At 68.9% G+C, this 12,961-nt stretch carries 14 protein-coding genes; 4 read left to right on the plus strand and 10 right to left on the minus strand.

Annotated elements, in window-relative coordinates; translation table 11 throughout:
- Positions 1 to 25: 25 nt before the first annotated feature.
- The 4 genes from QLQ85_RS07255 to QLQ85_RS07270 form a co-directional block, all read right to left on the minus strand.
- Positions 26 to 994, minus strand: a complete 969-nt coding sequence (locus QLQ85_RS07255; RefSeq protein WP_282738377.1) for a TRAP transporter substrate-binding protein — start codon at positions 992 to 994, stop codon at positions 26 to 28.
- A gap of 100 nt (positions 995 to 1,094) precedes the next feature.
- Positions 1,095 to 2,117 (minus strand): Zn-dependent oxidoreductase, encoded by a 1,023-nt coding sequence (locus QLQ85_RS07260; protein ID WP_282738378.1) that lies wholly within the window; start codon positions 2,115 to 2,117, stop codon positions 1,095 to 1,097.
- Between the two features lie 10 nt (positions 2,118 to 2,127).
- The gene (gene manD / locus QLQ85_RS07265) at positions 2,128 to 3,339 is read right to left on the minus strand and encodes a D-mannonate dehydratase ManD (protein ID WP_282738379.1); all 1,212 of its coding nucleotides are present in this window, start codon (positions 3,337 to 3,339) and stop codon (positions 2,128 to 2,130) included.
- A complete protein-coding gene (locus QLQ85_RS07270; protein ID WP_282738380.1) occupies positions 3,336 to 4,073 on the minus strand; it encodes a GntR family transcriptional regulator in 738 nt (245 codons plus the stop codon). Before QLQ85_RS07270 ends, manD begins: the two co-directional genes overlap by 4 nt.
- Positions 4,074 to 4,330: 257 nt before the next feature.
- Here QLQ85_RS07270 and QLQ85_RS07275 point away from each other — a divergent pair, with 257 nt between their 5' ends.
- The 3 genes from QLQ85_RS07275 to QLQ85_RS07285 all read left to right on the plus strand — a co-directional run bounded on the left by QLQ85_RS07275 (position 4,331) and on the right by QLQ85_RS07285 (position 5,887).
- On the plus strand, positions 4,331 to 5,017 hold the full coding sequence (locus tag QLQ85_RS07275) for an HAD family hydrolase (protein WP_282720997.1): 687 nt from the start codon (positions 4,331 to 4,333) through the stop codon (positions 5,015 to 5,017).
- Between the two features lie 73 nt (positions 5,018 to 5,090).
- On the plus strand, positions 5,091 to 5,465 hold the full coding sequence (locus QLQ85_RS07280) for a translation initiation factor Sui1 (RefSeq protein ID WP_102628142.1): 375 nt from the start codon (positions 5,091 to 5,093) through the stop codon (positions 5,463 to 5,465).
- A 14-nt stretch (positions 5,466 to 5,479) separates the two neighbouring features.
- On the plus strand, positions 5,480 to 5,887 hold the full coding sequence (locus QLQ85_RS07285; RefSeq protein ID WP_282738381.1) for a hypothetical protein: 408 nt from the start codon (positions 5,480 to 5,482) through the stop codon (positions 5,885 to 5,887).
- Here the strand turns inward: QLQ85_RS07285 and QLQ85_RS07290 are convergent.
- Complete coding sequence (locus QLQ85_RS07290) at positions 5,856 to 6,728, minus strand: NAD-dependent protein deacetylase (protein WP_282720998.1); 873 nt, start codon at positions 6,726 to 6,728, stop codon at positions 5,856 to 5,858. The two genes, QLQ85_RS07285 and QLQ85_RS07290, sit on opposite strands and share 32 nt — an antisense overlap.
- Before the next feature lie 98 nt (positions 6,729 to 6,826).
- Here QLQ85_RS07290 and QLQ85_RS07295 point away from each other — a divergent pair, with 98 nt between their 5' ends.
- Positions 6,827 to 7,738: a nuclease-related domain-containing protein gene (locus tag QLQ85_RS07295; RefSeq protein WP_282738382.1), complete on the plus strand. Its 912-nt coding sequence runs from the start codon at positions 6,827 to 6,829 to the stop codon at positions 7,736 to 7,738.
- Here the strand turns inward: QLQ85_RS07295 and QLQ85_RS07300 are convergent, their stop codons facing one another.
- From QLQ85_RS07300 to QLQ85_RS07320, 5 genes are all read right to left on the minus strand, one after another.
- Positions 7,739 to 8,518, minus strand: coding sequence for a ribonuclease T2 family protein (locus tag QLQ85_RS07300; protein ID WP_282738383.1), 780 nt, complete (start codon positions 8,516 to 8,518; stop codon positions 7,739 to 7,741). It abuts the gene before it with no gap.
- A 3-nt stretch (positions 8,519 to 8,521) separates the two neighbouring features.
- Entirely contained in the window at positions 8,522 to 9,871 is a 1,350-nt protein-coding gene (locus QLQ85_RS07305) for a deoxyguanosinetriphosphate triphosphohydrolase (protein ID WP_282738384.1), read from the minus strand.
- A 63-nt stretch (positions 9,872 to 9,934) separates the two neighbouring features.
- Positions 9,935 to 11,431: a tripartite tricarboxylate transporter permease gene (locus QLQ85_RS07310; RefSeq protein WP_282738385.1), complete on the minus strand. Its 1,497-nt coding sequence runs from the start codon at positions 11,429 to 11,431 to the stop codon at positions 9,935 to 9,937.
- 10 nt (positions 11,432 to 11,441) lie between these two features.
- On the minus strand, positions 11,442 to 11,918 hold the full coding sequence (locus QLQ85_RS07315; protein WP_282738386.1) for a tripartite tricarboxylate transporter TctB family protein: 477 nt from the start codon (positions 11,916 to 11,918) through the stop codon (positions 11,442 to 11,444).
- Positions 11,915 to 12,910, minus strand: coding sequence for a Bug family tripartite tricarboxylate transporter substrate binding protein (locus tag QLQ85_RS07320; protein ID WP_282738387.1), 996 nt, complete (start codon positions 12,908 to 12,910; stop codon positions 11,915 to 11,917). Before QLQ85_RS07320 ends, QLQ85_RS07315 begins: the two co-directional genes overlap by 4 nt.
- Positions 12,911 to 12,961 lie beyond the last annotated feature (51 nt).

The following is a 12,961-nucleotide window of genomic DNA, read 5'->3' on the forward strand; positions in this document are numbered from 1 at the left end:
GGCATGGGCGCGTCCGGATGCGACATCACAGGTCCTGGATGGCCTCGAACAGTTCGCGCTGTTCCTCGTCCAGGGCGTCGAGCACTGCCGGGCGAGCCTTCTCGGTGAAGGCGTCGATATCCACCTCGACGAACTCCATGCCGCGCTCCTCGAGATCCTGACGCAGACGCTCCTCGTCCTCGGCGAAGAGCTCGGCCTCGTGGGCCTGCATGGTATCGGCCGCCTCGAAGATCACCTCCTGCAGATCCTCCGGCATGCTCTCGAGCTTGTCTTTGCCGATCACCACATAGATCCAGCTGCGCACGTGGCCGGTGAGGTTCACGTAGTCCTGGACCTCGTCGAAGCTGGCGCTCTCGATCAGGCTCAGCGGGTTCTCCTGGGCCTCGATGGTGCTCTGCTGCAGGGAGGTGAAGACCTCGCTGAAGGCCATCGGCGTGGGGCGGGCCCCCAGCGCCTCCCAGGTATCGACGAACAGCGGCACATTGGGCACGCGCAGGCGGATACCGTCGAGATCGTCGGGATGCTCGATCGGGCGGTTGGAGGTCAGGTGCCGCGGGCCGCGCTCGAACCAGGCCAGGGGCACCAGGTTGGCGCGCTCGGTGATCTGCGCCTCGATCGACTCGCCGATCTCGCCGCTCACCGCGGCATGCAGGTGCTCGGCATCGCGGAAGGCGTAGGGCACGGCCATCATGGCGGCCTTGGGTGCCCAGTTCTGCAGGCTCTCGCCGGTGATGGTCATGTCCGCGGTACCCAGTTGGATGCTGTTGATCACGTCCATCTCGGCGCCGAGCTGCTCGTTGGGGTAGAGCTGCACCTCGATGCGGCCGTCGGAGTTGGCCTCGACCTCCTCCTTGAACTTCACCGCGGCCTGGTGCCAGATGTTCTCCTCGTTGGCGAGGTGGCCGAACTTCAGGGTGACGTCGGCGGCCAGGGCCGCCTGGCTACCGATCAGGGCCGCCCCGAGGACGGCACCGGTGACGAGCTGCTTCATCATGATGTTCACTCCTGCACGTGGATGTTGTGCGTTGTGGTGGTGCTTGAGTTGCGGTAGTGCTTGGGTTGGCGTGCTGCACTTATTGCTTGAATTCAGGCCGTCAGGTGCCGATCTGGATCAGCACCTTGCGGGCCTGCTCGGGATGGTGGTCGAGCATGTCGATGGCACCGGGCATCTCGTCGAACGGCAGCCGGTGGCTCACCAGCGCCAGGGGATCGAGACGACCGCTGGCCATCAGCTCGAGCACCTCGGGAAACTTGCGGTTGTTGAGCCGCGACCCCACCAGGGTCAGCTCCTTCTTGATCACCTCGAGCTGCACCAGATCGCTCGGGGTGGGAGTGAAGCCCAGCAGGCCGATGCGACCGGCCGGCGAGGCCAGGCGCAGGATCTGCGGTAGCAAGGCCGGGACGCAGGCCGCATCGGCGATCAGCGGCACGCCCTCGCCCTCGGTCAGCTCGAGGACCGCCTGTTCGACGTCCCGGTCGCGACCGTTGAGGACATGACGCGCGCCGAGTGCCTTTGCGGCCTCCAGCCGCTCGTCGATGACGTCGGTGACGATCACCTCCTCGATGCCCTTGGCCCGGGCGATCTGCAGGATGGTCAGGCCGATCACCCCGGCGCCGTACACCAGCAGGCGATCGCCCGGCTGGGGCTGCATGCGATCGAGCACGTTGGCGGCGATACTGTAGGGCTCGACCAGGGCGGCGACATCCAGCGCTAGGCCGTCCGGCAGCCGGTGCAGGTTGGCCGCCGGCACGGCGACACGCTCCTCGAAGCCGCCATCGCGATGCACGCCGATCACTTCCAGGGAGGTGCAGACGTTGGGCCGCCCGATGCGACAGGGGTAGCAGTGGCCACAGCTGATCACCGGATCGATGCAGACGCGATCGCCCACGGCGATGTCCTCGACGCCCTCGCCCACGGCCTCGACCACCCCGGCGAACTCATGGCCGGTGATGCGCGGGAAGCGCACGAAGGCGTTGTCGCCGTGGATGATGTGCATGTCCGAGCCGCAGATACCGGCGAAGGCGACGCGCACCAGCGCCTCGCCGGGGGCGGCCGTGGGAACCTCCACCTCGGCGATCCGATAGTCCAGCGGCGCATTGACCTGGAATGCCTTCATGTTCGTCTCCTCACCAGTGCCATAGGGTGCCGTCTTCCAGCCGGTTGACCGGCAGGCTGGCACGCTTGTAGGGATACTGCTTGGCCAGCTCCTCATCGATGTCGACGCCGTGTCCCGGCGCCTCGCCGACGAGGAAGTGGCCGTCCTCGAAGCGATAGTCGTGGGGGAAGACCCCGTCGGTCTCCTCGGTATGGGGCATATGCTCCTGGATGCCGAAGTTGGGCACCCAGGTGTCGAAGTGGATCGCCGCCCCCAGGCACACCGGCGACAGGTCCGTCGGCCCGTGGAAGCCGGTGCGCACGTGATAGAGCCCGGCCAGGTCGGCGATGCGCCGCACGTGGGTGATGCCGCCACCATGGGAGAGCGGCGTGCGGATGTAGTCGATCCACTGGTTCTCGAGCAGCTCGCGGTAGTCGTGGATCGAGTTGAACACCTCGCCCACCGCCAGCGGCGTGGTGGTGTGCTGGCGAATCAGCCGGAAGCTCTCCTGGTTCTCGGCCGGCACGCAATCCTCCAGCCAGAACAGGTGGTAGGGCTCGACCGCCTTGCCCAGGCGCGCCGCCTCGATGGGCGTCAGCCGATGGTGAACGTCGTGCAGCAGGTGAATCTCGTCGCCGAAGCGCTCGCGTACCGCGGCGAACAGCTTGGGTACGTGATTGAGGTACTTCTCGGTGCTCCACACATGCTCGGCGGGCAGGTCGGAATCCGCCGGTTCATAGCGTTCCCCCTCGCGCTTGGCGACCCCGTAGATGGTGGGGATGCCGGGGATGCCGGCCTGCACCCGCACGGCGCGATAGCCGAGCTTGACGTGGGCCTCGACCTCCTCGAGACAGGTCTCGATGTCCTTGCCGGTGCAGTGGGCGTAGGTCATCACCCGCTCGCGGCTCTTGCCGCCGAGCAGTTGATAGAGCGGCATGTTCGCCGCCTTGGCCTTGATGTCCCACAGCGCCAGGTCCACCGCGGCGATGGCACTCATGGTCACCGGGCCGCGGCGCCAGTAGGCGCCGCGATAGAGGTAGTGCCAGATGTCCTCGATGCGGCTGGCGTCGCGGCCGATCAGCGCCGGGATCACGTGCTCCTCGAGATAGGCGACCACGGCCATCTCGCGACCGTTGAGGGTGGCGTCACCGATGCCGTAGACGCCCTCGTCGGTGACGATCTTGAGGGTCACGAAGTTGCGCCCCGGGGAGGTGACGATCACATAGGCGTCGCTGATCTTCATGGGCTCGCCTCCGCGACGAGTGATGGGGTCTGCTGGGTTTCGAACATCTCGGGAAAGCGCCGCATCAGCTCGGGAAGCGACTGCAGGATCTCTTGCTGATGGAGGCCCATCGCCCGGGCAGCGAGGTCGGGGTCCCGGGCGGCGATGGCATCGACGATCGCCTGGTGCTGGTCGGTCAGCTTGAGGATCGGGGTCGAGTCCGGAATGCTCAGGTAGCGCACCCGGTCGAGCTGCGCCTTGACGTCCTCGGTCACCCGCCACGCGGTGGTATGCCCCGTGCCCAGCGCCAGGGCGCGGTGGAAGGCCTCGTCGAGCAGGAAGAAGCGGTCGTGGTCCTGCGGCTCGATGCAGTTCCGCTGGCGCTCGATCAGCTCGTTCAATTCCCCCAGGGTGCGCGGCGCCAGCCCGCACTCGGCGGCCTCCCGGGCCACCGCCACCTCCACCGCCTCGCGCACGAAGCGCGCCTCGAGCACGGCCTGGCGGGAGATCCTCACCACGTAGGTACCGCGTTGCGGACGCACCTCCACCAGGCCGGCTTCCGACAGGCGGATGAAGGCCTCCCTGACTGGCTGGCGGCTGACCGCGAAGGTCTCGGCGATCTCCTTCTCGGAGAGCGCCTGGCCCGGCGCCAGCACCATGCGGATGATCGACTGGCGCAGCACCTGGTGAAGACGCTGGCGCACCGAGCCCTCGTCTCGTGTGTCCTGCCACAGGGCCTGCAAGCTGATATTCATGGCGATTCCCCGACCATTCCATTCAATGCCGGCGACCCGCCGGCTGACATGACTAGTATGGTAGTATGGCAGAAAAGATAAAAGCCCGAATGAATTCGACCTTGGTCGCACCTTGAAGAACCGCGGAAATGTAGCAATACTGTTAGGAAACAGCGTTCACAAAGTTATGGCGCGCCCCACTCTCAATAAACGTCGTGGCCTGCCGATATCAGTGACACTGTTTACTATCCGTCCATATCTGCGCGAGATGACCGGCGATGGCATACGCTCCCTGCCTGCTCTTCGATTGTGATGGCACCCTGGTCGACAGCGAACCGCTGCTGGCCGCCGAGATGGCCAACGCCCTGAGTGCCGTCGGCCTGCCCTTCCTCGCCAGCGACTACATGGGCGAGTTCCGTGGCACCCGCTTCCGCCATATCGTCGCCGAGCTGCAGAGCCGCCATGGCCAGGTCGACCCCGACCACCTCGAGACCATGGAAGTCGAGATGCGCCGCAACCTGATGCGTCGCCTGGAGACCGAGCTGCTGCCGATACCCGGTGCCCCCGAGGCCCTCGCCGCCCTGGCCGGCCACCCGATGGCGGTGGTCTCCAACGGCCCGGAAACCAAGATCCGCGCCTCGCTGAAGAGCAGCGGCCTGGCCGAATGCTTCGACGACCGCCTGTTCAGCGGCTACACCGCCAAGTGCTGGAAACCCGACCCCTGCCTCTTTCTGCATGCCGCCAGCGTGATGGGCCATGCGCCGGAAGACTGCGTGGCCATCGATGACTCCATCGTCGGCGTCAGGGCGGCACTGGCTGCCGGCATGACGGTGATCCACCTCAACCGCTATCCGGATGCGGAGGAGACCCCGGAGGGCGCCATCATGATCAGCAGCATGTTCCAGTTGCCGACGATCGTCGCCCGGCTGGTCAAGGCCCGCCGCATGGCCGTCTCGCTTTCCTGAGTGCCCCACGCCATGCAAGCCGGCGCCGCGGGCGCTATCATCGAGCCGACACTCTCGAAGAAAGGAGCCCGGCATGGCCTCCCTGCAGGACCAGCTTCGCGGCCTGGTGTATTCCACCGAGCATGGCGACATCTGCCCCGACTGCCGTCACCCCCTGGACGACTGCCGCTGTGCCGAGCAGGCCGATGCGGCCCGCCTGGCGGCGCTCGACGGCATCGTGCGTATTCGCCGCGAGACCAGCGGCCGCAAGGGCAAGGGCGTGACCACCGTCTCGGGCGTGCCACTGGCGGAGGCCGAGCTCAAGGCACTGGCCAAGGCACTGAAGAAGCGTTGCGGCACCGGAGGAGCGGTCAAGGAAGGCATCATCGAGATCCAGGGCGACCACCGCGAGGTACTCAAGGCGGAGCTGGAAGGCCGCGGTTTCACCGTCAAGCTTGCCGGCGGCTGAGGAGAGTGCAGACCATGCTACCGACCCGATCCCTGACCCGGCCCCTCGTCATCGCCCTGGGGCTGGTGGCGACACTGGGACTAGCCGGCTGCGCCGGCACGCCCGATTTCGAACTGCTGCGCACCGAAGTGGCTCCGGAAGCGCCGTTGTCGCCGACGGCCGATGCCGAGCTGAGGGTCCGCCTCGAGGCCAGCGATGGCAGTGGCACCCTGGCCGAGACCAGCGTCAGCGGGCTCGGAGGCTCTCCCTGGCCGGTGGTGCTGCAGGTCGACCGTCGTGCCCTGGAGCGAGCCGGCGCAGCACGGCTGCATGCGGAACTGCGCGAGGCGGGTCGGGTGACCCACGCCAGTCCGGAGCCGGTATCACCGAGCGAGCGGGACGCCGAAGGCGTCATCGAGCTGCCGCTGGCACCGCGCCGCTGAGCGCCGCCACCAGCGCCGAGAGCCCCTCGTCGGCGGGCACCTCGACCTTGAGCGCATAGAGGTCGTCCGCCCGGGTACGCCCCAGGTTGAGGCAGGCAACCGGCTTGCCGGCCCGGGCCGCGGCCCGGGCGAAGCGAAATCCCGAATAGACCATCAGCGACGACCCCACCACCAGCAGGGCCTCGCTGGCGTCGAGCAGCGCCTGGGCCGCCGCCACCGTCGCCTGCGGCACGCTGTCGCCGAAGAACACCACGTCCGGCTTCCAGATGCCGACACCACAGCGCTCGCAACTCGGCACCCGGAAGCCCGAGAAGTCCCGTTCCAGGTCGGCATCGCCGTCGGGCCCGACGCTGGCCCCCGTGGTCGCCCAGCGAGGGTTGCAGCGCGCCAGCTCATCATGCAGGACATGACGCATGCGTCGGGCACCACAGCTCATGCAGCGCACCAGGTCGGCCCGCCCGTGCAGGTCGATCACCCGGCGCGATCCCGCCGACTGGTGCAGGCCATCGACATTCTGGGTGATCACCCCCTCCACCAGCCCCATCGCCTCGAGCCGGGCCAGGGCCCGGTGGGCCTCGTTGGGCCGCGCCTCGCTGAGCGCGCGGAAGCCCACCAGGGCCCGGGCCCAGTAGCGCTGACGGGCCGCATGGCTGGTCATGAACCGCTGATGCTGCATCGGCGGCGAACGTTTCCAGTCGCCACGCTCGTCGCGGTAGTCGGGGATGCCGCTGGCGGTACTGATACCGGCCCCGGTGAGCACCGCCAGGCGCGGATGGCGAACCACGAAGGCGGCCAGCGCCGCCGGATCGGAGGCTCTCGCCGCGGAGAGAGGCTGTTGCATGAAGACGCCCTGCCGCTACCCTATGAGTCCCGAGCATGGCCCCGAGGGGGCGAGGTTGTCTAGAATGGGTGGGCTTCCCCCCTGGGCAAGGAAACCCGATGGCCTGGCTGGAATACCTGCTTCCCCTGATCTTTCTCTTCCCCCTGGCTGCCACGGCGGTGATCGTGCTGGCGCTGCGCAACCTGCATGACGCCCGGGTGCGCTCGCCCTTCGATGCCCACACCCTGCGTGAACCGGGCCAGGCGCTGCGCGACCGGCTCGACCGTGCCTTCGCCGGGCTGTTCCTCGACGGCGCCCTCGGGCCCATCGTCACCCTGGCGCCGCTGGTCTACGGCATGGGCCGGATGCTCTTCGCCAGCCAGCAGAACTGGATCGAGTGGGCCCTCTACGGGGCACTCAGCACCGTGCTGGTGCTGGTGTTCTGCCTGCTGCTGATCCGCGACTTCCAGCGTATCCGGCGTCTCAAGCTGGGGCTGGCCTGTGAGCTGGCGGTGGGCCAGGAGCTCAACACGCTGATCCGCCCCGAGGCCCACCCCTACTATGTCTTCCACGATGTCCCCACCGACAGCTACACCATCGACCATGTGGCGGTCACGCCCCACGGGGTCTTCGTGGTCGAGACCCGCGCGCGCACTCGCCCCTTCACCCCCGACGGCCGCGAGATCAACGTGGTCAGCGTGGAGCGCGAGCGCCTGCGCTTTCCCGGCTGGAGCGAGCGCCAGCCGTTGCTGAAGACCCGCCAGGCCACCCGCTGGCTGGCCACCTGGCTGCACAAGCGCACCGGCAGGCGGGTGGCGGTGATGGGCGTACTGACGCTGCCCGGCTGGGACATCGACACCAGCGAGGCGGCGAGCGACTTGATGGTGACCAGCGGCGAGGATCTCTCGGACCGACTCATCCGGACCCAGCTGGGCGAGATCGACGACACCACCCACGGCGCCGTGATCGCCGCGCTGCTGGAGCGGGCCGCCCAGCTCGACGACGGGCAGTTGCAGGGCCCATCGATCTGATCAGAACGTCGCGATCCGCACCCGCGTCGCGCAGCGCCCGCGGTCCTGGCGGGCCAGGCTCCCGGCGGCCGGAAAGTCCTCGAGGCGGTCGGCGGCGATGGCGATGCGCACCTCGGTGAGCACGCGGTTGCCGCGCCCGCCGCAGCGCAGGCGCAGGGCGCGCCCGGTGCCCTGGCCGAAGGCCGCCTCGAAGGCGCCGATCAGGTCGTTGCGCCCCACCTCGCCGCCCTGGTTGAGCGCCACGAAGGCACCAAAGGCGCTGGCGTTCACGGCCTCACGCAATTCAACCGCCGCGGCGAAATAGTCGGCCGAGTCCAGCGCAAAGCAGGCGGCATGCTTGGCGTACTGGTAGCGGTCGAGGCAGCTGGCACGCCCCGGCATGGCAGCATCGAGGGACTCGTCGAGCGCTTCGGGCAGATCCAGCGGCGGGTGGGCCCGGCAGAAACTCCCGTCAGCGCGCGGCGTCTCGAGGAAACAGCCCTCTTGCCACCAGCGGCGGCGATCGACGCCCCGGGCGGCGAAGCGCCCGGGCAGCGACGGCCACAGGCCGTGCAGCACGAAGCCCTGCTCGGCGCCCCGGCGCAGTTCGGGCTGGCGACACTCCCGGGGCGGGCGCGAGTGGCTCTCGCAGAAGCCGGGGTGCCAGGTCAGTGCCAGGGTGTAGTGGGCGAAGTCGTCGCGCTCCAGGCGCGTCAGCGCGCTCTCCGCGGGTTGCGCCGCGGCGAGCGGCGCCAGCAGCCAGGCGATGACCAGCAGCAGCAGCGTCGGCCGAGCGCGCATTGCTCAGTCCCCCCTGAGCCGGCCGCCCATCTCCTGGGCCAGGTCCACGGCATAGTGGTCGGTCATGCCACCGATGAAGTCGAGCATGCGCCGGTAGCTGTCGTACAGAGGCCATGAGCGCCGCGGGGTGTTCTCGCCGATCAGCGCCAGTACGCGCTGGTGCTTGAAGGTGGAGCGGCCGGTGTGGTGCAGCTCATGGGCCGCGCCGATGAAGGCCTCGAGCAGAATTCCCAGCGTCGTGTAGGCGCCGATCTCCAGCTTGGCCTTGCGCTCGTTCTGGAAGATGCGCTCCCGGGCCAGCTGCTTGGCCGCCTTCACCCCCCAGCCCAGGTCCGGGTGGCAGAGTTCCAGCAGGTCCTCCTGCAGGCGCCCGCCCAGCAGCTCCGCCTCGTGCTGCACGAAGACCGCCCCCACGTCGTTCACCGCCCGCTCCATGGCCGCCCCGCGCAGGGCGGCGATGCGCCGCCGCTGGGAGACCCCGTCGCGCTGCATCTCGGCGTAGTCGGGCGGTGCGCCGCCGGCGATCTGGGTCAGCACCTCGGCCACCTCGTCGAAGCGCAGGATACCCATCTCGAGCCCATCCTCCAGGTCGAGCAAGGCATAGCAGATGTCGTCGGCGGCCTCCACCAGCCAGGCCAGCGGGTGGCGGCACCAGCGCCCCTCGCCGCGGGGCAGCAGGCCGAGGCGCCCGGCCACCTCGGCGAGCAGCGCCCGCTCGCTCTGGTAGCAGCCGAACTTGCCGGCCACCCCGCCGTGCTCCACGGTCCACGGATACTTGAGCAGGGTGCCCAGGGTCGCCGTGGTCAGGCGCATGCCACCGCGAAACTGGTTGTACTCGATCTGGGTGACGATACGGAAGCCCTGGGCGTTGCCCTCGTAGGTCAGCAGGTCCTCGCGCTCGAGCTCGGAGAGCCCCTCGAGCAGCCCGCTGCCGTCGGCCTCGGCACGCTTGAACCAGTCGCGGATGGCGTACTCGCCGGCATGGCCGAAGGGCGGGTTGCCGATGTCGTGCCCCAGGCAGGCCGCCTGGACGATCACCCCCATGTCCGCCGGGGTGATCCACTCGGGCAGCCGGTCGCGCAGCAACTCGCCGACGATCATGCCCAGCGAGCGGCCCACGCAGCCCACCTCCAGCGAGTGGGTCAACCGGGTGTGGATATGATCGTTGTCGGTGAGGGGGTGAACCTGGGTCTTGCGCCCCAGGCGACGGAAGGACCCGGCGAAGACGATCCGGTCGTGGTCCTTGTGGAAGGGGCTGCGGCCGATCTCGTCGCGGGCCCCGCCGGGGCGTTCGCCACGCTTGTCGTGTAGGCGACTCGGATCGAGCAGCCGCTCCCAGTTCATCTGCGTCATGGGCGGTCTCTCCTTGAGAGCCCCATTCTGGCAGCCCCGGGCGCCGTCGCCCAGCCCCGGCGCCTACTGCAGGCGCCCCCGTACCAGCCAGGAGTAGACCAGGCCGGCGACGATCAGGGTGACGGCGAAGAGGTAGATGCCCACCGAAATGCCGCTGTTCCACAGGATGCTCCAGTCGCCGCCGGAGATCGACATGGCGCGGCGCAGGTTGAACTCCATCTGCCCGCCCAGCAGCAGGCCCAGCACCACCGGCACCGTGGGGATCTCCAGCTTGCGCAGCGCATAGCCCAGCACCCCGAAGCCCAGCATCATGTAGAGGTCGAAGGCGCTGTTGTTGAGCGAGTAGACGCCGACGAAGGCCACCATCACCACCATGGGCATCAGGAACCAACCCGGCGCCTGCAGCACCTTGGCGAACAGGCTCACCAGCGGCACGTTGAGCACCAGCAGCACGAAGTTGCCGATCACCAGCGCCGCCACCAGCCCCCACACCATCTCCGGCTGCTGCTCGAAGAGCAGCGGCCCCGGGGTGATGTTCATCGACAGCAGCAGCGCCAGCAGGATCGCCGTGGTCCCGCTGCCGGGAATGCCCAGCGACAGCATGGGAATCAGCGCACCGCCGGCGGCGGCATTGTTGCCCGCCTCGGGGGCCGCCACCCCACGCGGGTCGCCCTGGCCGAAGCGGCCGTCGCGCCCCACCCAGCGCTTCTCGAGCATGTAGGCGAGGAAGCTGCCCAGCGCCGCCCCGGCGCCGGGCAGCACGCCGGCGACAAAGCCGATCAGCGAGCCGCGGGCGATGGTCGGCGCGCAACGCCCGGCGGAACGCACGCCGGGCATCGCCGAGCCGAGTTTCAGGGTCGGGCGGCTGGTGCCGCGGATGTCCTCCAGGTAGATCAGGCACTCGGAGATGGCGAACAGTCCCACCAGGGCGACGATGAAGTCGATGCCGTCGAAGAGCTCGTAGAGCCCGAAGGTGTAGCGCGGCACCCCGCTGACCGCGTCGATGCCGACGCTGCCCAGCAGCAGCCCCAGGAAGGCGGCGATGAAGCTCTTGACCAGGCTGCCGCCGGTCACCCCGCCGATGGTGGCGAAGGCCAGCACGAAGAGCGCGAAGTACTCCGCCGGGCCGAAGCGGATGGCGAACTGGACCAGCAGCGGCGCGAACAGCGCCAGCCCCAGGGTGGCCACCCCGGCGCCGACGAAGGAGGCCACGGCGGAGACCCCCAGCGCCTCGCCGCCGCGCCCCTGCAGGGCCATGGGATAGCCGTCCAGGGTGGTCATCATGGCCGGCTCGTCGCCGGGGATGTTGAGCACGATGGAGCTGATGCGCCCGCCATACATGCAGCCGTAGTAGACACTGACCAGCAGGATCAGCGCCCCCGTGGGGGCCAGGCCGAAGTTGAAGGAGAGCGGGATCATCAGCGCCACGCCGTTGACCGGCCCCAGCCCGGGCAGGGCGCCGATCAGGGTGCCGATGACGCAGCCGATCAGCGCCAGGAAGAGGTTCTGAGGCTCCAGGGCCACGGCGAAGCCCTGGGCGAGAAAGGCGAGGATATCCATGTCGTGGGGGTTACCAGTCCAGGCCGGGGATGTTGGGCAGCGGAATGCCGAGGGCGAACTCGAACAGCGCGTAGAGGGCCAGGGTGAGCACGCCGCCGCTGACCAGGGCGGACTTCCAGGTCGCCCCGAACAGGCGGATCAGCAGCACCACCGCCGTGAGGGAGGCGGGCAGGAAGCCGAGTGGCTTGACCAGGCCGGCGTAGCTGGCCAGCACCAGCAGGGTCAGCGCCTGGCGCACCAGGGTGGCGCGCCCGGGCCAGCGCTGGTTGAGCCCGGGGCGCAGGATCAGCAGCAGCGACAGCGCCGCCAGGGGCAGGCTGATCAGGCGCGGGTATTCGCCCGGCCCGATGGGCTGCATGAAGCCCGACTCCAGGTCGTGGGACAGCCACCAGGCGCCCACCGCCAGCACCAGCAACAGGGCCCCGGCGATGCGATCGCCGATGACGCCGGGCACCCGCCCGGCGTCGTCCTGCAGGGGGTCGCTCACTGGATGACCCCGATCTCCCGGGAGATCGCCTCGACCTCGTCGATGGACTCGCGGACGAAGGCGTCGAACTCCTCGCCGCCACGCCACAGCGGCACCAGGCCGTTCTGCTGGGCGACCCCCTTCCACTCGTCGCTGTCGTAGAGCGCCTGGAGGTCCTCCACCATGGCGGCGTAGTCCGCGTCGGAGACCTCGCCGCCGGTGTAGAAGCCACGCCAGTTGTAGCCGGCCACGTCATAGCCCTGGGAGGCGGCGGTGGGCAGCTCGTCGAAGGGCTCGGGCAGGGGCTCCTCGGAGAGCACCGCCAGCACGCGCACGTCGCCCGACTCGATGAAGCCGGCGATCTCGCCCAGGTCGGTGGAGACCACGTCCACGTGACCGCCCATCATCTGGGTCACGGCGGGGCCGCCACCGTCGAACTGCACCCAGCGCAGGCTGCCGATCTGGTCGGTCGGCATTCCGGCCTCCTTGGCCAGCATCAGCGCACGGATGTGGTCCCAACCGCCGGCGCCGCTGGAGCCGGCGATGGACAGGGCGCCCGGGTCCTCGACCATGGTGTCGAGCAGCTGCTCGAGGCTCTCGTACTCGCTGTCGTCGTCCACCAGGATCACGCCCACGTCGGTGCCCAGCATGGCCAGCCAGCGCATGGTGTCGGCGCCCCCGGGGTACTTGCCCTGGGCGATCTGGGTCACCCCCACGGTGCTGGTGGCGACGAGCAGGTCGCTGTCGTCGGCGCGATTGCTCTCGACGTTGGCGAAGGCCACGGCGCCCACCCCGCCCGGCATGTTGGTGACCTGCACCGGGCTGTCCACCAGCTCGAGGTCGAGCAGCAACTTGCCCACCGAGCGGCAGGTGAAGTCCCAGCCGCCGCCGGGATCCGCCGGGGCGATGCACTCGCCGATGGGCAGTGCCTGGCTAGGGGCACTGAACGCCACCCCCGCCCCGATCAGGGCCGTGGCGGCGAAGCCTTGAATTCCCCTGGTAATGGATGGCATGGACATACTCCTTCGCGATTGTTGTTGTGGCGAGCGGAGATCGCTCGCACC

It is taken from the genome of Halomonas kalidii (assembly GCF_030010475.1).
GTDB lineage: Bacteria > Pseudomonadota > Gammaproteobacteria > Pseudomonadales > Halomonadaceae > Halomonas > Halomonas heilongjiangensis.

Bases quoted from the DNA above. Each gene is read 5' to 3' on its own strand.
- manD (WP_282738379.1), bottom strand. From the start codon at position 3,339: ATGAAGATCAGCGACGCCTATGTGATCGTCACCTCCCCGGGGCGCAAC.
- QLQ85_RS07270 (WP_282738380.1), bottom strand. From the start codon at position 4,073: ATGAATATCAGCTTGCAGGCCCTGTGGCAGGACACACGAGACGAGGGC.
- QLQ85_RS07305 (WP_282738384.1), bottom strand. From the start codon at position 9,871: ATGACGCAGATGAACTGGGAGCGGCTGCTCGATCCGAGTCGCCTACAC.
- QLQ85_RS07320 (WP_282738387.1), bottom strand. From the start codon at position 12,910: ATGCCATCCATTACCAGGGGAATTCAAGGCTTCGCCGCCACGGCCCTG.
- QLQ85_RS07295 (WP_282738382.1), top strand. From the start codon at position 6,827: ATGGCCTGGCTGGAATACCTGCTTCCCCTGATCTTTCTCTTCCCCCTG.
- QLQ85_RS07255 (WP_282738377.1), bottom strand. From the start codon at position 994: ATGATGAAGCAGCTCGTCACCGGTGCCGTCCTCGGGGCGGCCCTGATC.
- QLQ85_RS07300 (WP_282738383.1), bottom strand. From the start codon at position 8,518: ATGCGCGCTCGGCCGACGCTGCTGCTGCTGGTCATCGCCTGGCTGCTG.
- QLQ85_RS07280 (WP_102628142.1), top strand. From the start codon at position 5,091: ATGGCCTCCCTGCAGGACCAGCTTCGCGGCCTGGTGTATTCCACCGAG.
- QLQ85_RS07260 (WP_282738378.1), bottom strand. From the start codon at position 2,117: ATGAAGGCATTCCAGGTCAATGCGCCGCTGGACTATCGGATCGCCGAG.
- QLQ85_RS07275 (WP_282720997.1), top strand. From the start codon at position 4,331: ATGGCATACGCTCCCTGCCTGCTCTTCGATTGTGATGGCACCCTGGTC.
- QLQ85_RS07290 (WP_282720998.1), bottom strand. From the start codon at position 6,728: ATGCAACAGCCTCTCTCCGCGGCGAGAGCCTCCGATCCGGCGGCGCTG.
- QLQ85_RS07285 (WP_282738381.1), top strand. From the start codon at position 5,480: ATGCTACCGACCCGATCCCTGACCCGGCCCCTCGTCATCGCCCTGGGG.
- QLQ85_RS07310 (WP_282738385.1), bottom strand. From the start codon at position 11,431: ATGGATATCCTCGCCTTTCTCGCCCAGGGCTTCGCCGTGGCCCTGGAG.